Origin of the sequence: Shewanella sp. SM101 (assembly GCF_025654465.1) — a bacterium.
Taxonomy (GTDB): Bacteria; Pseudomonadota; Gammaproteobacteria; order Enterobacterales; family Shewanellaceae; genus Shewanella; species Shewanella oncorhynchi.
Window position 1 is genome coordinate 12,076 of record NZ_JAKKRH010000010.1, and the last position, 20,828, is coordinate 32,903.

Genomic DNA, 20,828 nt, shown 5'->3' on the forward strand with positions numbered 1-20,828 from the left:
AACTGATTTTAAAGGCACTGTTTTTAACAACATAGTTTTTAACCACATGGTTTTTAACAGCACGGCTTTTTAGGTCGAGCAGATCTAATCCGAACGTTAAACAAAAAGGGCGAGCAGATTAAGTGATTAATCACTTGCCCTTTTTTATGCTCAAACCACATTCATGCTACTAACACTAAAGTACTAGCACTAAAGCACTGAGACGACTTAAGCGCACTATGCAGCACGGCGGAACGAGTGACACTATGGATTAGTTACCCGCAATCTTCATTTCAGATAACAAGATACCGCCGGTACGAATCGATGAGCGCAGATCAAAATCCTTACTCACGGCTTGCACGCCACGGAACATCTCTTTTAAGTTACCCGCAATAGTGATCTCTTCCACTGGATATTGGATCTCACCGTTTTCAACGTAGAAACCCGCCGCACCACGGGAATAATCGCCCGTTACCATGTTCACGCCTTGGCCCATGACTTCGGTCACAATCAAACCTGTGCCCATGTCTTTCACCAATTCGTCGAAGGTTTGGCCAGTGTGGCCGAGCGTCCAGTTATAAATACCGCCCGCATGGCCCGTGTTGGTTAAGCCTAACTTGCGCGCCGAGTAACTGGTCAGCAAATAGGTTTCTAACATGCCGCGGTCAATAATGCGTCTGTCTTGGGTCGCCACGCCTTCACTGTCGTAGTTCGCGCTTGCCAATGCGCCCAGTAAATGCGGCTGTTCTTCGATATTAAACCAATCGGGGAAGATTTGGGTGTTGATCGAATCCAATAAGAAACTGGATTTACGGTATAAACTGCCACCGCTGATCGCACCGATAAAGTGGCCGATTAACCCTGTGGCGATATCTGGCGCTAATAAAATGGGTAAACGCGTCGTCGCGATCTTGCGCGCACCGAGGCGGCTTACTGTCTTCTCGGCGGTCTTTAAACCTACCGTTTCAGGTGCAAGCATCTCGCTGAATTTACGGGCGATAGTGTAATCGTAATCCCGTTGCATATTGCCTTCGCTATCTTCACCGATCACGCTGCAACTTAAGCTATAACGCGAGCTGCAATAACCGTTTAAGAAACCGTGGCTGTTGCCATACACTTTAACCGCAGTGTGAGCATTGGCACTGGCGCCGTCGGAATTATTGATACGTGGATCGGCATCGAGCGCCGCAGTTTCAGCGCGGATTGCCAGTTGCGCTAACTCATCGGGGGAAATATCTTGTGGATAATACAGTTGAAGATCGCGGATCTGATTTGCCATCAAGGCTTTATCGGCAAGACCACTGAATGGATCCGGAGAAGTATAACGGGCGATATCATCGGCCGCTTTTACCGCGAGGGCGATGGCCTCTGGACTTAAATCCGACGTCGATGAACTGCCCTTGCAACCATCGCGGTAAACCGTAATTCCTAAGGCACCATCTTTATTAAATTCAACGGTTTCAACTTCTTTTAAACGGGTAGAAACCGACAAACCTTGTTGTTTACTGATCGCCACTTCGGCAGCGTTCGTTCCTAATTTGTTGGCATATTCCAGCGCCACGGCCACCGCATCTTTCAGCGCGCCCAATTCACTATCGATTCTGTTCAAAGACACAAAGCTACTCTTTCGTTGTCGGCAATTGCCGTAGCATAACAAACACAAATCCCATTCACATTAATTATTCGCGGCTGACTTAGGCTTGAGAGCGTATCCTAAACACATTCACCTAGGCGATTTTTGGCTGGAGATGTTATTATTAGCCAGTAAATTACTTGAGGTTTTATCTATATGAAGATTGTTGGTGATTCAGAACATTTTAAACAGCCCTACGACATAGATGAAGATTATGTCAGCAGCAAAACAACGGACAAGCGTGATAGCGAAGCCGTGCAAAAAGTCGGTATGGAGCTTGTTTCACTGAGCAAGACTCAGCTAGATAAAATCGAGCTGGATGAGTTTTTGTACGACGCTATCCTGCAAACACGCAAAATCAAGGTCAATACTGAGGCGTATCGTCGCCACATGCAGTATATCGGCAAATTGATGCGTAATTTTGATATTGAGCCAATCAAGGCTTCACTCGCTATCGTGTTGAATAAAAACAACAACGAGACCGCTAAGTTACAAATGTTCGAAAAAATGCGTGAACGCTTACTCACCCAAGGTGATGATGAGATTCAAACTGTCGTCGAGCATTATCCGCAATTAGACAGACAAAAACTGCGTACTTTGGTGCGTCAAGCCACCAAAGAACTGGCCAAAAGCCCAGAATCAAAATCATCTAAAGAGCTGTTTAAATATCTACGCAGCGAAATCCAAGACTAATTAACTTCAGCCCCACAAGGATGTTGCTTATGCGACTTAGCAAAACGTTATCGGTATTTTCTTGGGCATTACTGGGCGCATTAGCGCTCAGTGGTTGTAATGGCGCCGCTGATGGCACCGACACTGACGGAACAACAGACAGCTACAGCTTAACGCTGGGCTATAAAACTGTAGTTAACGGCAAGTGCGCCGATGCAACCACCAATTTAAGCTTTGCCTCCGATACGAGTTTTTGTGCCGTCGCTACCTTAAAAAAGGGTTCGAGTAAACTTAGCGGCCAACTGATTAGCTTCGCTGCGACCTTAGGTACTGTTGCGCCAGCAACAAAACTCACCAATGCAGATGGCGTTGCTGAAGTCATCATTTCTAACCCGACATTAACAGCAGAAGCTGGTACGGTAACGGCGAGCTATACGCCGTCTGATGCAGACGCATTAACTGCAAGCCGTAACTACGAGTTCGTTGGTTCAGGCAATGGCAACACCATTGAAACACCCAAACTCAGCGCCAGTATTTTAAGCAGCTCAGCCTTAGTCACTCGCTTTAAAGTCGATGAGTCGGTGCAATTACAAGCCATATTGCTCGATAGCGAAAGCAAAGGTATCGAAGGCGCTAAAGTCACCTTTACTGCAGGTTCAGCGGCACTCAATCCAACCAGTGCGCTGACCAACACTCAAGGTATTGCGCAGGTACCCTATACGCCAAGTGCAACTGAATTAGGGGCAAATGCCTTAACAGTCACTGTGGACTATCAAGGTCAATCGCTGCAAACCAGCAGTTTGTATGAAGTCTTGAGTAAAGATGCCGTCAATCAAGAAGGTACGCTGAAAATCGGCTCATTCAATGGTGCTGTCTTTACCGAAGGTCAATTGGCGAGCACCTTAACGGCCGATGCCAATGGCAAATATAAAATCAGTGCAGGCGGTAGTTTCGGTGTAAGTGCAAGTTTAGTCTTAGAGGCCAATGACGGCACGGTTACGCGAGTACAAACACCCTCTTCCATCAGCTTTAGCTCAGATTGCACCACAAACAATAGCGCCACACTCGATACCCCAGTTACAACCTTATCGGGTAATGCGAGCTCGACCTTCCAAGACACAAGTTGCAGTGGCAACAGTGAACGTAGCGACCAAATCATTGCCACAACAGTGGCTGGTAATCAGACGTTAACGGCGAATTTCCCATTTACTCTGCAACGTCAAACGCTTGCCAGCTTAAGTTTTGAGTCGGCAGAGCCGGCACAAATTCGCATTAAAGGTGCGGGCGGCACAGGTTCAAGCGAATCCTCTTTAGTCAGCTTCAAAGTCACCAGCGCCAATGGCCAACCCGCAGCGCAGCAAAAGGTCAGCTTTACCTTAGATACGGTTGTCGGTGGTTTAAGTTTTGCCAATGGCACTGCGAATGCGCAAAGCCTGACTAACTCCCAAGGTATCGCCAGTGTGCGCGTATTATCCGGTACAGTACCCACGCCAGTACGCGTGGTTGCCACTGCTGTTGATACTGATACTAAAGAAGTCATCACTAGCCAATCTGAACAGTTAACCGTGAATACTGGTCTACCTCAACAACTTGGATTTAGTTTAGCGACGAGTAATGCCAACCCTGAAGCGGGCAATATTGATGGTGAGAAAGTCACAGTGACAGCAAGACTGTCTGATAGTTTTGGCAACCCTGCGCCCAATGACACAACAGTCAACTTCACCAGTGAAGGCGGCCAAATAGAGCCAAGCTGCTTAACTCAAAATGGTGTCTGCAGTGTGACTTGGACATCAAGCGATCCAAGACCTCAAGACCATCGCATAACAGTATTAGCCTACGCTTTAGGTCACGAAACCTTTTTCGACACCAATGGTAACAACCAATTTGATACACCCGATGGTAGCGCCATTGCAAAAGCTTGCTTGATAAATGGCGTTCCTGTGGCTTGCAGTGGTAACGGCTTAGATATTGAAACCTTTCATAGCTCAGGCTTTAGCGATCTGCCGACAGCCTTTCGCGATGATAACGAAAACTTCGCCTATGATAGTGGTGAACGCTATTTCGATAACCTCGCTAGCGACACCTATAAAGGTGCCGATGGCAAGTTTAACGGCCCTCAATGTCAAGGCGCACTCTGCGGGACAGGACAAGCGAATAAGACTTATGTTCGTAAAGCAGTTGTGATGATAATGTCTGGCTCAAAAGCCTATTTCTCCCTATGGCAAGATGGTGTCAAAGTATATGAAGATCGCCTAGGTCAAAATATTCTCAACAATCTAGAGTCTTTAACGGCAATTCCTGCAGGGCAAACATCCGAATTTACCGTAAAGTTCTACGACAGTGCCGATCAAATTCTGCCCTCTAGCACAACGCTTAATATCGATGCGGATAAAGGGGAATTACTGTCAACGCCTTATACTGTGCCTAAAACGAATGATGCTAATGCAAGTATGGCGGACTTTTACCTCAAGAATACTGAAACCGCTAGCAGCCAAGTGGTACTAACAGTGAATACACCAAGTGGTGTTGAAACCTTGCTTAAGTTCAATGTGTTGCTGCAATAATAACGAACTGATAGATAATAAAAAGACCCGCTAATGCGGGTCTTTTTATTGGAATATTTTGTTAGAGGATGACAACTCACAGCCCTTAGATCTACAACACATCTTTAGTTATAGCTGTGCATCTATGAGCCATGACTCTCACTAATTTTATAACTCTTAATTTTATAGCTCTACTGCACGGCGTAAACGGAAACTCCGTAAAGCCAAATACAATGCTCCCACTGCCGCCCATATAAGCCCTAACTCTAGTGATTGTGGCTCTAAGTTCACCCAAAGCACGCCAATAGTGCCGGCGCCACACAGGGGCAATACTAAGTATTGTAAGTGGTCTCTAAAAGATTTATTACGTCGATCCCTTAGGTAAAACTGCACAATCACGGATAAGTTTACGAAGGTAAAAGCGACTAAAGCGCCAAAATTCACTAAGGCTAGCGCCATTTCCAAATCAAATGAAACGGCAGACAGCGCAAGCGCACCCACCAACAAGACATTAAATGCTGGGGTTCGCCATCTAGGATGGATATAAGCAAACCCTTTACGTGGCAACATATTATCCCGCCCCATCACATATAAAATCCGTGCAACCCCAGCATGGGCAGCCATACCGGATGCCAATACGGCAACTGTGGTCGCCACTAATACGATGGACTGGAATAGATTACCACCCACATAGAGTGCAATTTCAGGCAATACCGCATCAAGCTGTTGAAAGCGGGAAATATCGGGGAAATAGAGCTGCAAAAAATAAGACACGCCAACAAAAATCACGCCACCGAGCAAAGCTGTCAACACAATCGCGCGAGGGATAACACGCTGCGCATCTTTAGTTTCTTCAGTCAGTGAACTTAACCCGTCAAAGCCGAGGAAGGAGAAACACAGAATCGTCGCCCCTGTGAATAATGGCGCCATCGCCATATTATCGGCATAAAATGGTCGCACACTCGCGACGACACCTTCGCCTTCACCGAGGGAAATGCTATAGGCCATTAGACCAATGAACACCACAATAATGGCGATCTGTGCAAACACTATCACCCCATTAAAGTTCGCGACGAGATCAATCCCCTTGAGATTAAGCAAGGTCATTATGGTCACAAGTGCGAAAATAAAGATCCAAGGTTCGACGCTGGGAAACATGGCGGTTAAATAGATTTTTGCGAGCAACATATTGATCATTGGCATAAACATATAGTCCAGCAGCGATGACCAACCCACCATAAAACCAACATTCTGGCTAAAGGTTTTTTGAGCATAAGTGTAGGCTGAACCCGCATAGGGATATTTACGTACCAAATGACCGTAACTAAACGCGGTAAATAAAATCCCCGCCAATGCGAATAGATAAGACGTAGCCACATGGCCAGAGGTGATCTCGGAAACAATACCAAAGGTGTCAAAAACGGCCATAGGCGTGAGATAGGCAAGCCCCATCACCACCACTTGCCATAAGTTGAGGGTCTGCTTCAAACCCAGATTTTGTTGGCTCATCAGCACACCCCCATTCTACAGGGTTGAACACCTAAGCACGCATCTGCAATTAGTTTTTGCTTGCGGCTAACCGTCTGCACTCTAGGTTTAATGGCTAACGCAACAACTTGATTTACAACAACTACCGACAATCCGGTACACAACAGCCCCATTGGTCTTTCCTCAGTAAAATAGGTTCAACTGAACCTCATATCATTTCCGGATGTTTACCGGCCTCAATTGTTTTAAAACACATACGCCATAAATAAAAAATAACCGAGATACTGAGTATCTCGGTTATTTTTTCGGCGCGCATTCTCCCCCAAAACCAACAAGAAGACAACCCAATAAGGGGACTTTGCTGCCCAAAAGTACGGTGAGAGTGATTTAAATGAATATAAAGAAGTAAAAATGAAGTTTTCTTTTGATATCTTGCAGATGATAGTGGGTTTTGCTGACCTCAATTCCGTTTGGATTAACTGTGCAGCCTAACGGCCGAAAAGAACCTAAACCCAAATTTAGTTTGGATTTAGATTGTGGGCTTAACCCCACAACTTTGATTTTTTATTTAAAAATCAGCATGTGTAAATCGCAACCTGCATCTAAAACCTAGTTCGCGACAGCCAACAATAACCTAGCACGACGCTTAATCCCCAACATCGCTAGGCCGAAAAAGACCGCAAATAAGCCCCAGAGTTGTAGCCATTTGGGCATCACACTCGCCCAGCTTGCGCCCATTTGATTGAGTTCTAACATACCCATGATCGCGGGCACGGCGGGAATAAACTGTGAGCCGAGTACTAAAGGTTCTGGGATCAGTGCTATCGGCCACACAAAACCTGACACGAATAGAATAGGCATAGAGATCAGCAGTAGCACTTGGGTGGGTAAATCGCGGCGAGTGAATAAGGTGCTCATGGCAACACCTGCGGCGGCGGTAGCCAGTAAAAACGGCAATAACCACAGCGCAACTAAGCCAAGGCTCGCTTGAATACTCACGTTATACCAGTGATAACAATAGCCCACATAAAAGCTGGTAAAGAAGATATAAATCAACATGAAAGCAAGGATACGGCCACAGACTAATTGCACCGGAGACACCTGCTGCCAATACCCTTTATGCCGCCATTGCCCTGCCCCCAAAATGCCAGTACCTATGAGTAAGGTTTGGTGCAAAATCAGCAAGAACAGTCCAGGTACTACATAGGGCGTATAACCTAGGCTCTGGTTAAAGGCTGGCACACTGTTAAGATGAAGCGAGTTTAAACTCTCTTGGGCCTGCTTAGGATTTTGTCCTTGAGCAAGCATGCCAATCAATTGCACTTGTTTACCCGCATCCATTCCAGCGCTAACTAAGCCTTCAACAACCGCGGAATAAATCAAAAAGTAACTAGCATCACCGCCATAGCTTAGCGTCACACCTTTACCGAGCAATAAATCGCGACGGAATCCTTCTGGGATCACGAGTAAGCCGTGGGCCTTACGCGTCTCAATAAAACGCTTCGCCTCGGTAATCGAACCGACTTGACCTATGACTTGAATTTTTGCGCTGGCATCGGCATGACGGATCAATTGACGGCTTAGGGAAGAATGATCTAAGTCCACCACGATCAGTTGTTGCTCGGTCGGCACTTGATTCAAATAGGGCAAAGGATACAAAACCGAATAAAACAGTACACCGCCAAATAAGGTCACTGCGATCGCTTTATCGCTAATAATGGCCTTAAATTCAGTGAGGATCAGTCGCCACAGACTGAGCTGACGTGGTGTGTTTGCGTGTTCGCTATTGGATAAATTCATCCTATTGCCCCTTCGCAGATATAGCTGCGTCCGAGTCATAAACCGTCACTGAAGCATTGGTGTTAACTGTGATAGGCAGTAATTTACGCGACAGGAAATATATCAAAGGTATCAGACAGATAAAGCCCCAATAACTGGTAATTTGGCTCGCTACACTTGGCCAAGTGGCGCCATAACTCACGATACTAACATGGGACTCAATATAATGGCTCGATGGCATGATAAGTCGCCACCACTGGGCTAATTGCGGCATTTCGTGAGTCGGAAAAGTAATGCCCATAAAGGCAAACGCTGGCGCAAATAAAGCGGTACAAAAGCTGATGACCCGCGCACTATCACGCATCACTACAAATATTAATAACACTAAGCTCCAGACTGCCAATAACATGACTAATTGCGCGAGCAATAATAGGGCTAAACTCCCCGCCATCGGCAGAGCAAGATACAAATACAACCAAGCTAAAATAAAGCCGCACTGCAGCATCAATATCGGCGTAAACAGCACCATTTTCGCCCACACCTTAGGCCAAAAATGTTCAGTTAAGAGATTCGACATGCCATCGGCCTGAGTGGTAGGCGCTAAATGCAGCTCTCGATTTAAGCTGTTTGCCATCACTAACATAGATAACAACTGCCACAGCGCAATCAGCACTGGCGGTACTAAGAAACCTATGTAGTTGTTATTTCGGTTAAACAGGGCTGTTGTTTGGCTTTTGACAGGGCTTAAATTCACTGCAACTTGGGATTTCGGTGTACCATTTGCGAGCAGCTTTAAACCCGCCACTTGCTGTAATCCGTCGCCTAAACTCAACTGAATTTGGCTTGAGAGTAACTTACCCACCAGCAAAAATTGACTGTTGTAGCGCACATCAATTGTAGGCTTATGGCCTGTAAGTAAATCCTTTTTCATATCATAGGGAAAAACCACAATAGCGTAGACTTTCGCCTGTTGCATCGCGCTTATCGCCGAGGATAAGTCGGTAAAACTTTGCGGATCGGTAACTGGGTTTGCCTTAAGCTGACGGGTCAACATGCGGCTCAATTGACTATGATCTTGGTCGACAATCGCCACGGGCAGTTGCCTTGGCAGACCTGCACTGAATAACCACCATAAGCATAAAATCCCCAGTAGTGGAATATAACTTATCAGCGCTAACTGCCAAGGGTCATGCCATAGGGCACGCAGCTCACGGCGAACTAACGCTGTGAGCAACGCCATAAAGCTTATGCTCGATGGCTGTGATTCGCCCTTAATCTTGTCCGCCGCGTTGGCGTGAGGCGTACGTTCAGTCACGACTTTTACTCACTGCGCAGCAGCACAGACATGCCGACACGCAGATCGGTAATCGGCTGGTTTGGACGCAATTCCACTTCAAAGGTTCGCATATCAAAATCATGGCCACTTTCAGTCGAACGCCAAGTGGCAAACTCACCCATCACACTGATATGGGACACAGTAAAATCCACATCCTGCCCGAGTGCCGGAATCGTTAATTGAATTGTTTGACCTTTTTTGAAACGTTTAAGTTGGTCTTCTCGCACTTGGAACACGGCCCAAGCATCCTGCATATCAATCAAACTAACAATCGGAAAACCACTGGGTGCCAATTCACCCGCCTGTAACAGCACGTCGCTGATCTCACCCGATTTAGGTGCGCGCATTTGGCTATCTTCCATAATGGCGCTAACTTCTTTCACTGCACCTTCAGCCTTACGGGCATTACCTGCCGCAGCCACTTTGGTTTCCGCCCGCGCACCTTCCTCGGCCATTTGGTACATGGCTAAGGCCGCTTGTTCTGTGTATTTTGCCGCTTGCCATTGGGTAAAGGCTTCATCGCGTTTTTGTCTTGCCGCCACACCTTCGTTAAATAAGTTTTCGACTCGGGTATAAGTGGTTTTAGCGAGCGTTGCCGCCGCCTGCGCCTTGAGCCATTGCTCCTTGGCTGCCATCACTTCTTGGCTGCGAGCACCGTTGTTGGCTTCAAGCTGCATCGCCTTAGCGGCATCACGACCACCTTCGGCCTGCATTAACTTTGCATCTAGCTCAGGACTGCGGATCGCGAATAATAAATCCCCTTGGGCCACACTATCACCGCGGCGCACGAGCACTTGCTCGACTCTGCCTGGCACCTTGGACGAAACATTGTACTCACGGGCTTCAATCTGGCCCTGCAACAAACTCGGCTGCGGGCTATAAGCGAGCTTGAGTCCATAGGCTAAGATAAGGCCTAATGCGACCAACGCCACAAGGGCAAGTATTCTGTTAGCGCGCATTGTTTGTCTCCTGCACTTGGGTAGGGGCTGTGGTACGACCGATAAATTCATCTAGTTGACCACTAATGGCCATTAATCTGGCATAGGCTTGCACATAACGATAACGGGCAGCCAATTGCTGAGTTTTCACCGCGCTTAGTTTCAGCTCCGCATCGACTCTGTCGATAGAGGTTGAAAGCCCTTGATTAAAGGCGATTTCCCTAAGACGCAGGTTTTCAATAGCAAGTTCGAGCGAAGTATCGAGCGCCGTCACTTCTTCCTCGGCCTGTAATAATTGGCGGTAGCTTTGATCCACCAGCAGACTCAAGTCTTGTTTAGTTTGTGCCTTGGTATAACGAGCTTGTAAGAGTGCACTTTTCGCCGCTTCGACCTTACCGCTACGACCATCGCGGCTGATCAGTGGCACATTGACCCCAACCCCAACCATCCAGTCAGGTGTGATGCTCGTCAAGAGAGTGTCCTCTTCATACAAGGTGTAGTTACCAAAGAGGAAAACCGTTGGATGGTATTTACCTTTTTCCAACGCTATTAAACCGTTCGCTTGCGTTTCTTTCGCTTCGAGTAATTTGAGCGCCGGATGTTGGCTCAGGGTAATTTGGCTGAGTTGAGCGAATGAAGGAGCCTGTGGCAGTACAAATAAGGGAGAATTTGTGCTCACCTGACTTTGCTGTAGCATACGTGCCAGCGCGATCACTGCCATTTCGTGTTGCCGACGAGCACTGCCTAAATTGACTTTAGCATTCTCTAGGGCGACCTGCGCATTGAGGCGCTCAACCTTCGCAATTTGCCCTTCGCGCTCTAGTGCTAAAGCATGATCAACATGCTTAGCTAACGATCCAACCAGATCAGTCTGAGTATTCACCAATGCCAACGTCACATCGACAGCGTAATATCTATCCACCAGCAGGGTAAATAAATCACGCGTTGCCAATTGTAATTCTTGTTGCTTCTCGGCCACCATAGCCGCGTGTATACCTTGAGCCGCAGTGATCTGTCCGCCCGTATAAATCGGCCACATTGCCTGTAAGCTGGCGCTAAAAATATCTTGCTCACTTAAGGGCAGCGGCGGAATACCCGCAATAATACCGCCAAGCGATGGCGGGATAGAAACCACAGAATTTAATTCTTTCAGATCAAACTCAATCGGTTTATCCAAATGAATATAGTTACCGCGAATGTCTAATGAGGGAAAATTTAAGCTCTCGCCCGCCTCTTGTTCACCCTTAGCGCGGTTAACTTCCTGCGATTGCGCTTGCAACTTGTCGCTCACCTTCAGCACTTGCTGCCAAGCATCAGTAAAGCTAATCGGCTGGGCATAGCCAGCCAAAGGCAATGATAATAGGCACAGCCATACCACACGTGATAGTTTCATTAACACCTCTAGAGTAGTTACTCTAATTTCCTTTGCGAATGATAACATTCATGATGGGTAGCGACTAGAACCCATAGACGTAAGGTTCTAGGTTTTATGCTGTTCCGCCCACGGTGAGCTTATCGAGTTTTAGGGTCGGTTGACCCACACCCACAGGCACACTTTGACCATCTTTACCACAAACGCCCACACCTTGATCTAAAGCCATATCGTTACCGACCATAGAAATCTGGCTCATAGCCTCAGGGCCATTACCGATTAAAGTAGCACCCTTAATGGCTTGAGTAACTTCACCATTTTCAATCAAATAGGCTTCGGATGCTGAGAACACAAACTTACCCGAAGTGATATCAACTTGGCCACCGCCAAAGTTAGGGGCGTAAATACCCTTCTTCACTGACTTAATAATCTCACTGGGATCTGACTCACCGGCCGTCATATAAGTATTGGTCATACGTGGCATAGGCAAATGTGCGTAGGATTCGCGGCGACCATTACCCGTTGGCGCAACACCCATTAAGCGAGCATTGAGTTTGTCTTGGATGTAACCCTTTAAAATACCGTCTTCAATCAATACGGTTCTTTGGGTTTGTACACCTTCATCGTCGATACTCAGTGAACCACGACGATTAGGCAAGGTGCCATCGTCGACCACTGTCACTAACTTAGACGCAACTTGCTGACCAACCTTGCCGCTAAAGGCACTGCTGCCCTTACGGTTAAAGTCGCCTTCCAAACCATGTCCAACCGCTTCGTGGAGCAATACACCGGGCCAGCCATTACCTAACACCACAGGCATTTCACCCGCTGGTGCATCGATGGCGTTAAGGTTAACTTGCGCTTGACGCACGGCTTCGCGGGCAAAGTCGAAACACATAGGTAAACCTGTGTCATCGCTTGCCATTAAAACACCGTAGTCATGACGACCACCACCACCGGCGCCACCACGTTCACGTTTACCGTTTTCTTCCAAAATCACGCTACAGTTAAAACGCACCAGAGGACGGATATCGGCCGCAAGAGTGCCATCACTCGCAGCAACGAGGATTTCTTCGTGCACACCAGCAAGGCTAACCACCACTTGAATAATCCGGCTATCTAGACTGCGAATAAAAGCATCGGCTTCTTTCAGCAGGTTGATTTTTTTGACTTCTTCCATCGCCGCAATCGGATCTAAGCTGTCGTATAACGCCAATGCTTTTTGACGTTTAAAGGCTTGCACTTGAGTCTGCTCACCCGCACTAGCAATGCCACGGGCAGCCTGTACTGCAGCGCTTAAGGCGGCAAGAGTGATATCATCGGCATAGGCAAAACCCGTTTTCTCACCGCTGATGGCCCGCACACCCACACCGCGTTCAATATGGAAACTACCGTCTTTGATGATGCCGTCTTCCAGCACCCAAGATTCGTGGCGACTACCTTGAAAATAGAGATCGGAATAATCGATTTTGTGCTGATGTATGGTGTTTAGATAGGTTTGCAGGCCATCTAACGCTAACCCATTCTTCAATAAACTTTGCTCTACTTGTGCTAAAAATGGCATCTATGCTCTCTTTGACCCCAAAGGATCTTGATATTCTGAGTGTAAATTCGGTGTACTAATTCTATGTGTTAATGCTGCATATCGACTCAAGCGCAAATTCAGCATTTCAACTCGTCTGCTGGCTACTGGCACATTATTTCAAGCTTGGTTCAAGGAAACGATTATGCTGCATGACGGGCATTTTACTGCGAATACTGTGCAGTTCGGTTAAGTCGACCTCAGCCTGTACCCAACCCGTACCGGTTTTGAGTTCAGCCAAAATATTCCCCCAAGGACCGACTATCATGCTCTGCCCCCAGGTTTCTCGGCTCCCTTCATTATGCTGCCCCCATTGCGCCGCTGCGAGAATCACACATTGGGTTTCAATCGCTCTTGCCTGTAACAATACTTGCCAATGGGCTTCCCCCGTCACCTTAGTGAAGGCAGAAGGAACAGTAATAATCTCGGCACCCGCAAGGCGCATCGCCCTAAACAAGTCGGGAAAGCGTAAATCATAACAGATGGTTAAGCCAATTTTGCCAAAAGGTGTATCAATAACACTAATGTGATCACCGGGGCAGAAGGTTTCGCTCTCGCGATATTGTTTTGTACCATCGGCAACATCCACATCAAAAAGGTGCAGTTTATCGTAATGCCCTAAAGTATCACCTTTATCATCAAACAGATAACTGCGACTATAGACACGACCATCCTCAGCCAACGCCGGAATAGTCCCCGCGACCATAAACACCCGATACTTGGCGGCCAGTGCACTTAACGCCGATTTGAGCGGACTCTGATGAACATCACCCGCATAGGCAAGTTGCTGACTTTCGTGGCCACCAAACAGTAAACTGCATTCGGGTAACACGACTAAATGGGGCGCATCGGCATCCCGTTTGAGTTCGTTAAGCTGCGATTCGATAAACTGCAGATTGGCGCTGACGTCGCGACTGCTCTGACATTGCAACAGGCTGATGTGCATTTTGCTCTCCCTGAATTTGCTTAATCGGTTCTACTGCTTCGCGATGCTCTGGTATGGCATGCGTGTTCGGCGCTTCAGGCGAAGGCGTCGCTTGAGGTTGCTCCCGCTTTAAATCGAGCACTTTAATTTGATCTGTTGCTGGCTTTAGCTCTTCTGACTTTGATTCTTCAGATCTGGCCTCTTCAGGCTTAACGTCTTGTGGCTCGAGCGCATCTGGTTGTGTTGCTTGAAGCTGTGGCTCAGATTTAGCGTTGCTTGGTTTAACTTCAGTTGACTGAGCTTCAGTTAACTTAGTTTCAGTTGGCTTAGCTTCTGTTAATTCAGCCTCGGTCGATTTAGTTTCTACCGGCTGAGTGATATCGGCGTTATGACTCGCGGCTTCGGTCGGCACCGCTGGGCGCTCAACGCCAACCACAGGTAAAATAGATTCTGGAATTTCAATCTCTTTACTCTTACGCTCTAACTCTTCGACCACAGGCTCTGCCATAGTCCCAGTCACCCGAAAACGAATTTCTGAAATCACTTCAATCACAGGCTCAAGCACTTTTGTCAGGGCAAAGGCTCCCAGACCCAGTGTCCAAGCGCTTGTACTGAGCAATACGACAGTTGGCACACTTGAGGCCAATTGCGGCACAAAGCGGATATCGTAATTCAAACTTTCAGTGGTGAGATCCGTATAGCCACGCACCTTCATATTACCCGCGATGGCATCCATTTCAGTGTCAGTGGTTTTCACAACGCCATTATCAATCTGCAAATTGCCATTGAAAGAATTGAAATACATGCCCTGACCGAAGACATCGGTGAAATCCAGCGACAGTTTACGCACCAGAGAATCTAAACTGAACAGGGAGAAAATCCGTGCGCCCTTGTCACTCACCTGAGATAAGTGGCCTTTGCCTAAGTTGAATTTCACCTTGCCATTTAAGGTTTCGAGGGAGAAGGCATAGGGAGCACCTTGCCAAGATAAGTCCGCATTAACCTTCAAGGGGGCTTCATTAACGCCAGGCTCTATACCCAATTGAGCAGATAGATAACTAAACTGAGTGGCATTTAACTCAACACTGAGATCAGTTTTATTCTGTCCAGCCTGTTGCTGCCAAATGCCACTGCCCTGCAAATTGACATTGGGCGTAGTCAAAGACAATGTTTGAATCTTATATCCTGCCGCTTGTGGGCTCGCCTGCAAAACGAGCTTTCCAAAGGATTTATCGAAGAAACGAAAATCTTCCACATTCACTGCAACTGGCGGCAAGTTAGTGAGCACTTGATCACTGGCAAAATCGGCATCCGTGTTCGGCTTTACCTCAGGTGAAAAATAGAATTTATTCGCCACAACTTTGAGACCTTGAGTTTTCCAATTTGGATAGAAATCGATCCAACCGTCAAATTCGTTGGCAACGGTATTAAAACGCCATCCCGTCTCGTTAGGCTTAGCATTAAGCCTAAGCTCCGTCAGTTGTTGCCCTAAAAGATCGAGCCGACCGATATGAGAATCGATACTCGCCACCGCGGGAAATAAACTTTTATGTGGAATATCATCAACTAAAATGCCCGTTTTCGGTATTTTCTCTTGACCAACAAAGGCATTAATCACAGGTAACCATTCGGCTAATTTGGCCTTACCGAGATCGATTTGAATATGACCTTGTTCCGTATTTCTGGCTTCATCCTCACCAAATAAACGCCCCAATAACAAGTCAAAATAACTAAAATTTGCGCCTTTATCGGCATCGAAACCACCGATAAACTCGGCATGACTGGCAAGTTTGACATCGAGCGTCGCATCATCTTGATCGCCAACAAACTCAGCGACTAAAGGTCGTGGTTCATTTTCGGGTTTAGCAAAGTATCCTGGGAGTAACAGTTGCGTCCCCAGCATATCCGAAGTCACTTTGGCTTGGATTTGATAACCTTGCTCAGTAAATAGCATAGTCATAGCACCGTCCCAACTGATTTTCCCCTGATAAAAATCGCTCAAGGGATTGTGTAATTCATCGGGGAGACGGCTGAGATCCCAACGACTTTTCAGCGAAAGATTAAGGCCAAAATCTTTACCTTTAGGCTGAGTGTCGAAAGTTAAACTAAGCGGTTGTTCGAACAAGCGCGCTTTGATGCCTTTTCCTGTCACAACCTCATTCGCAAAGTCGACTACACCAGTCACGCCATGAAGTTGAAGCCCTGGCTGAGCAATATATACCGGTGTGTTATCAAAACGGATTTGACCACGAATATCTTCAGCTTCACCTTCATACAGTGGAATGCTGATGTCTAAAGTGCCAGTGACAGCACCTTGCACTTGCACGACATCTAAGGTTTTACCTACTGAGTTCGCCAAAGGTGAGGCTTGTAACACCTTAGTCGCCGCACTGCCTTGAGTAGCAAGTTCGGCTTCAATCCTTAGCAGCGTCTGTTCACCAATGGCGGGAATAAATACATGGGCCCCTGTGGCATCCACATTCATCAGCTTGCCTTGGTTTAACCAAAGATCCATGCGGGTATTTTCAAACAAAGCGTTAAGGGACAGATCTGTGACCGCAGGCCAGTCGGGTTGAAACTGAAATTTGGCATCTGTTAAGGTAAATGCTGCCTGAAATACGCCGCTATTATCGTCAAAGGGAAAACCACTTAACGGACCACGCCAAACAACTTGCGCATCTTGGGTCTGACCCGCTTTAAGCCCAGTATCCAAATACTCGGCCAGTGATTCACCCATCGCCTTATTGGGGAAATACTTGTCGGCATTAGCCACATTGTTGATACGAACATTGGCCGCCAGCGCCATGTGTGCAGCACCGCTAAAGTCCAAATTCAATGCCGCATCAACGCCGATATCTTCGTTTTCAAGCTGCAACTGAGGCACATTTAAACTCAGATGTTCAGTATCGAATTGACCATCAATTGGCGCCCCATTGAACACTAATGGCGCCGAAAATTCATCACCAAAATCAAGAGTGTACACTTGTTCAGGTAGAGAGAAATACAGCGTCTTATCTTGCCAGCGCAGGTTCACATCTACAGGATGAGTATTGGGAATACCCTCGACCTTCTGCCAATGCAACTGCTTCACTTCGGTACTGGCGAGCAAAGGCTGGTCGGCTTTTTGATACAGGCGGATTGGTCCAATATTAGCCTCGGGAGCTAACGCATGCCATTGACGCAATACAGCTTTATCGACTCCTGGGAATAGCGGCAGCAGCGGCAATAGACTCTGAGTATTAACTTGATTCACATAGGCAAATAATTCATCGTTTTGACGCTTCGCGGCCAGCGTTAATGCAGGCCAATGCTCACCATTGGTGACAAAATCCAGTCCTGAACTTTGCACTTCCCAACCCGGCGCCTTTGGCTGCCAAACAATGTCACCCGCTTGAATTTCAAATCTCTGCGGCTCTTGCTTTAATGTCCATTGCAGCCAGCTCGGCTCAAAATGAACCATAGCAGAACTGATGCTGCGGTCGGCAAACGTAAGCCAAGCCTTAAGATTGACAACCCCTTCTAAGGGTAACTTTTGAGTAGAATCATAGGGATTAGGCTGACGTGAAGCCCATTCACCTAAGTCTAAAGAGTTAGCCGCCAAATAAATCTGCCCAGTCAAACTGTCGGGATTTGCACCATCGCCCTTGATATCTAACTGTAATCCGAGAGATTCATGCTCAGAGGCATGACTATCAAGATACAACTCTCCCGCACCGCGGTGACGTTCACCCTGATTGCGCCAGTTCAAATGACGGATATGGATCGGGCGAAACTCTTGGTGCATGCTCAGCAATTGCACTGTGGCATTGGTTAAGGAGAATCTATCGAGTTGTTTGAGCAACAGGGCATAGAGCCAATCGAGTTGCGGGGCTTTATTGATTGTGGCGGGATCGTTCTCGGTAAGCTTATCCATGTCTAAAGCGACATGGACACCCTCAAAATTGACATCTTCGATTCGCGGGGTGAGTGTGAGCAGCGATTGCCAAAAATCTAACTTCACTTGTACGTTCTTGATCATCAAGGTCACAGGCAGTTGTTCCTGTGGCGGGATCACTAAGTCATCGATGTTAATTGCAGGGCCAAATGCCTGCCAATGGGCGGATAACTCCCCCACTTGCACATCGACTTTATATTCGCTTTTTACGTAATTAACCAGTTGCTGGCGAACTTCATCAACCTGCGGTAATAAGCCACGGATCAAACTGACGGCAAGCGCAAACAAGACCAAAATAAGCGCCAGAAATTGCCAACAAAAACGGCTAAATTTTTTTGCAGTAAAAAGCGTAGCCACTACATCATCACCACATCGTATTTGTGCTGTGAGTACATAGGCTCATTTTGCAAACGGATGCGCTTACCTATGTAAACCTCAAGTTCAGCAATAAGATGATTATCATCGGTATGCAGACTTTGATACACGGCAGGCGAACAGTACAACAGGAACTCATCAGCATCGTAGGCACGGTTTAAACGGATTATTTCGCGAAAGACCTCATAGGAAACCGTCTCGACTGTCTTCATGCTCCCCGTGCCATGGCAGGCCGGACATTCGCCGCAGACGACATGCTCTAAACTTTCGCGGGTACGCTTACGGGTCATTTCGACTAGACCTAACCCCGAAAAACCACTCACATTGGTTTTCACCCTATCCTTAGACAAAGCGCTGGTTAAGCTACTAAGAACACGAGCCTTATGATCCGCCGTCATCATGTCGATAAAATCGATAATAATGATACCGCCGAGATTACGCAGACGTAACTGCCTCGCTATCGCTTGGGTCGCTTCGAGGTTGGTATTAAAAATGGTTTCTTCAAGATTCCTGTGCCCCACAAAGGCGCCGGTATTGATATCCACAGTCGTCATGGCTTCGGTTTGATCTATGATCAAATAGCCACCAGACTTGAGCTCGACTTTACGGCCGAGTGCACGTTGAATTTCGTTCTCCACATCGTAGAGATCAAAAATAGGCGCAGGTCCTGAATAGTGCTCAATCTTATCGGCAATCTCTGGCATAAACTCCTGCGCAAAAGACTGCAACTCGGCAAAAGTGCGGCGAGAATCCACTTGAATACGGTCCAGCTCAGTACCGACAAAATCACGCACAATGCGCACAGGTAAGGCTAAATCTTGATACAGGAGCGACACACCACCGCGTTTACGTCGCTCACTCACCTTTGACCAAACTCGGCGTAAAAATGCCGCATCTTGGGATAACTCATCTTCCCCTACGCCTTCGGCGGCGGTGCGGATAATAAAACCACCGTCATCATCAACATAGGGCAAAGTAATTTGTTTGAGGCGACTGCGTTCTTCTTCTAGTTCAATACGCTGGGAAACACCAACATGGCTAGAACCTGGCATAAAGACCAAATAACGGGAAGGCAGCGTGATATCGGTCGTTAGGCGTGCGCCCTTAGTGCCCAGCGGATCTTTAACCACTTGCACCATAATGTCTTGCCCTTGACGGACTAACTCGGCGATATCACGAACAACGAAATGACCTTTCTCAACATCGGCGACACACTCAGTGTGCGGTACTATGTCGGACGCATGTAAAAAAGCCGCTTTATCTAAGCCAATATCGACAAAGGCGGCTTGCATACCGGGTAGCACACGGCTGATTTTACCTTTGTAAATATTACCCACTAAACCCCGTTTCATCCGGCGTTCAATATGGACTTCTTGCAGCACACCATGCTCAACTAAAGCAACGCGCGCCTCAGATGGAGTTACGTTGATCAGTAATTCTGAACCCATCTTGCGCTGTATTTTATTTGGATTTAAGCGACTGGTATTCACGACTCACCCCATTCGGGAAACTAGATTAATTAATCGAAGTTACAAACTCTCTAAGCATGAAAACCGAATAAAGGAACAAGGTCAACGTCATTGGAGTACTCGATTCAGAGCCCTAAACGCCAATAAGGTTCATTCTAACCTCAAGCCAAAATCGCAATATAAGCAACCAGCAGCAGTTAAATAAAGCCAACTTCGGCTAACAACTCACGCGTTTCAACCAGAGGTAAACCTACAACGCCAGAATAACTGCCTTCAATTGCAGCCACAAAGCAACCGCCGAGCCCTTGAATGCCATAACTGCCCGCCTTATCCATGGGCTCTTTTGAAGCCACATAAGCCTCAATGTCAGCTGCCGATAAAACGCAAAAACGCACTTGTGTTTCGACTAAGCGCACTGAGGTTTTTAAGGTTGAGTCAGACTCGCCTGCTTTGTAGGTCAGTGCCACAGCCGTCATCACAGTATGCGTTCGGCCAGACAGTTCACTGAGCGTTTGCTTAGCATCGGCCACATCCAGCGGTTTACCTAAGATTTGATTTTCAAGCACTACGATAGTATCAGAACCTAATACTGCAGGCTGTGACATATCTGCGCATAATGCCAGTCCAGCTTGGGCTTTTTCAGCGGCTAAACGTCGTACATAATCCCTTGGCGCTTCGCCCTGTTGCACAGTTTCATCAATATCAGGTGCCACTTGCGTGAAACTAAACTCAGGACGACCGAATCCAATCTGTGCCAATAATTCTTTGCGACGTGGCGAAGTTGAAGCTAAAACTAAATCCAC

The 20,828-nt window shown here is 47.1% G+C and carries 13 protein-coding genes; 2 read left to right on the forward strand and 11 right to left on the reverse strand.

The features are described 5' to 3' along the window. Positions 1-250: 250 nt before the first annotated feature. A complete protein-coding gene (pmbA, locus tag L5M38_RS07235) occupies positions 251-1,594 on the reverse strand; it encodes a metalloprotease PmbA (protein ID WP_105251299.1) in 1,344 nt (447 codons plus the stop codon). A gap of 174 nt (positions 1,595-1,768) precedes the next feature. On the opposite strand from pmbA, the gene yjgA reads away from it, so the two are divergent. Both yjgA and L5M38_RS07245 read left to right on the forward strand, forming a co-directional pair. Continuing rightward, positions 1,769-2,305, forward strand: coding sequence for a ribosome biogenesis factor YjgA (gene yjgA, locus L5M38_RS07240; protein ID WP_198573074.1), 537 nt, complete (start codon positions 1,769-1,771; stop codon positions 2,303-2,305). A gap of 29 nt (positions 2,306-2,334) precedes the next feature. Continuing rightward, the gene (locus L5M38_RS07245; protein WP_263178666.1) at positions 2,335-4,848 is read left to right on the forward strand and encodes an Ig-like domain-containing protein; all 2,514 of its coding nucleotides are present in this window, start codon (positions 2,335-2,337) and stop codon (positions 4,846-4,848) included. Between the two features lie 162 nt (positions 4,849-5,010). Here the strand turns inward: L5M38_RS07245 and L5M38_RS07250 are convergent, their stop codons facing one another. The 10 genes from L5M38_RS07250 to L5M38_RS07295 all read right to left on the reverse strand — a co-directional run bounded on the left by L5M38_RS07250 (position 5,011) and on the right by L5M38_RS07295 (position 20,828). Then, positions 5,011-6,336 (reverse strand): APC family permease, encoded by a 1,326-nt coding sequence (locus tag L5M38_RS07250; RefSeq protein ID WP_263178667.1) that lies wholly within the window; start codon positions 6,334-6,336, stop codon positions 5,011-5,013. Positions 6,337-6,924: 588 nt separating this feature from the next. Further along, the gene (locus tag L5M38_RS07255; RefSeq protein WP_263178668.1) at positions 6,925-8,115 is read right to left on the reverse strand and encodes an ABC transporter permease; all 1,191 of its coding nucleotides are present in this window, start codon (positions 8,113-8,115) and stop codon (positions 6,925-6,927) included. Position 8,116: 1 nt separating this feature from the next. Then, the gene (locus tag L5M38_RS07260; RefSeq protein WP_263178719.1) at positions 8,117-9,334 is read right to left on the reverse strand and encodes an ABC transporter permease; all 1,218 of its coding nucleotides are present in this window, start codon (positions 9,332-9,334) and stop codon (positions 8,117-8,119) included. Between the two features lie 80 nt (positions 9,335-9,414). Beyond that, positions 9,415-10,389 carry an HlyD family secretion protein gene (locus L5M38_RS07265; protein ID WP_173247150.1) on the reverse strand — a complete coding sequence of 325 codons (975 nt, stop codon included), beginning with the start codon at positions 10,387-10,389 and terminating at the stop codon, positions 9,415-9,417. Further along, positions 10,379-11,761, reverse strand: a complete 1,383-nt coding sequence (locus L5M38_RS07270) for a TolC family protein (protein ID WP_263178669.1) — start codon at positions 11,759-11,761, stop codon at positions 10,379-10,381. Before L5M38_RS07270 ends, L5M38_RS07265 begins: the two co-directional genes overlap by 11 nt. A 94-nt stretch (positions 11,762-11,855) precedes the next feature. Then, positions 11,856-13,304 (reverse strand): metalloprotease TldD, encoded by a 1,449-nt coding sequence (gene tldD / locus L5M38_RS07275; RefSeq protein WP_263178670.1) that lies wholly within the window; start codon positions 13,302-13,304, stop codon positions 11,856-11,858. Between the two features lie 133 nt (positions 13,305-13,437). Beyond that, entirely contained in the window at positions 13,438-14,268 is an 831-nt protein-coding gene (locus tag L5M38_RS07280; protein ID WP_168825669.1) for a carbon-nitrogen hydrolase family protein, read from the reverse strand. Further along, positions 14,192-18,538, reverse strand: a complete 4,347-nt coding sequence (locus L5M38_RS07285) for a YhdP family protein (protein WP_263178671.1) — start codon at positions 18,536-18,538, stop codon at positions 14,192-14,194. Before L5M38_RS07285 ends, L5M38_RS07280 begins: the two co-directional genes overlap by 77 nt. Continuing rightward, positions 18,538-20,004, reverse strand: coding sequence for a ribonuclease G (rng, locus tag L5M38_RS07290; RefSeq protein ID WP_263178720.1), 1,467 nt, complete (start codon positions 20,002-20,004; stop codon positions 18,538-18,540). The genes L5M38_RS07285 and rng overlap by 1 nt, the downstream gene beginning before the upstream one ends. Before the next feature lie 218 nt (positions 20,005-20,222). Further along, on the reverse strand, positions 20,223-20,828 hold the full coding sequence (locus L5M38_RS07295) for a Maf family protein (RefSeq protein ID WP_219250667.1): 606 nt from the start codon (positions 20,826-20,828) through the stop codon (positions 20,223-20,225).

Excerpts from the sequence above, each read along its gene's own strand:
- L5M38_RS07245 (WP_263178666.1), top strand. The coding sequence starts at position 2,335 with ATGCGACTTAGCAAAACGTTATCGGTATTTTCTTGGGCATTACTGGGC.
- rng (WP_263178720.1), bottom strand. The coding sequence starts at position 20,004 with ATGGGTTCAGAATTACTGATCAACGTAACTCCATCTGAGGCGCGCGTT.
- L5M38_RS07265 (WP_173247150.1), bottom strand. The coding sequence starts at position 10,389 with ATGCGCGCTAACAGAATACTTGCCCTTGTGGCGTTGGTCGCATTAGGC.
- L5M38_RS07270 (WP_263178669.1), bottom strand. The coding sequence starts at position 11,761 with ATGAAACTATCACGTGTGGTATGGCTGTGCCTATTATCATTGCCTTTG.
- L5M38_RS07280 (WP_168825669.1), bottom strand. The coding sequence starts at position 14,268 with ATGCACATCAGCCTGTTGCAATGTCAGAGCAGTCGCGACGTCAGCGCC.
- tldD (WP_263178670.1), bottom strand. The coding sequence starts at position 13,304 with ATGCCATTTTTAGCACAAGTAGAGCAAAGTTTATTGAAGAATGGGTTA.
- L5M38_RS07260 (WP_263178719.1), bottom strand. The coding sequence starts at position 9,334 with ATGGCGTTGCTCACAGCGTTAGTTCGCCGTGAGCTGCGTGCCCTATGG.
- L5M38_RS07255 (WP_263178668.1), bottom strand. The coding sequence starts at position 8,115 with ATGAATTTATCCAATAGCGAACACGCAAACACACCACGTCAGCTCAGT.
- L5M38_RS07250 (WP_263178667.1), bottom strand. The coding sequence starts at position 6,336 with ATGAGCCAACAAAATCTGGGTTTGAAGCAGACCCTCAACTTATGGCAA.
- yjgA (WP_198573074.1), top strand. The coding sequence starts at position 1,769 with ATGAAGATTGTTGGTGATTCAGAACATTTTAAACAGCCCTACGACATA.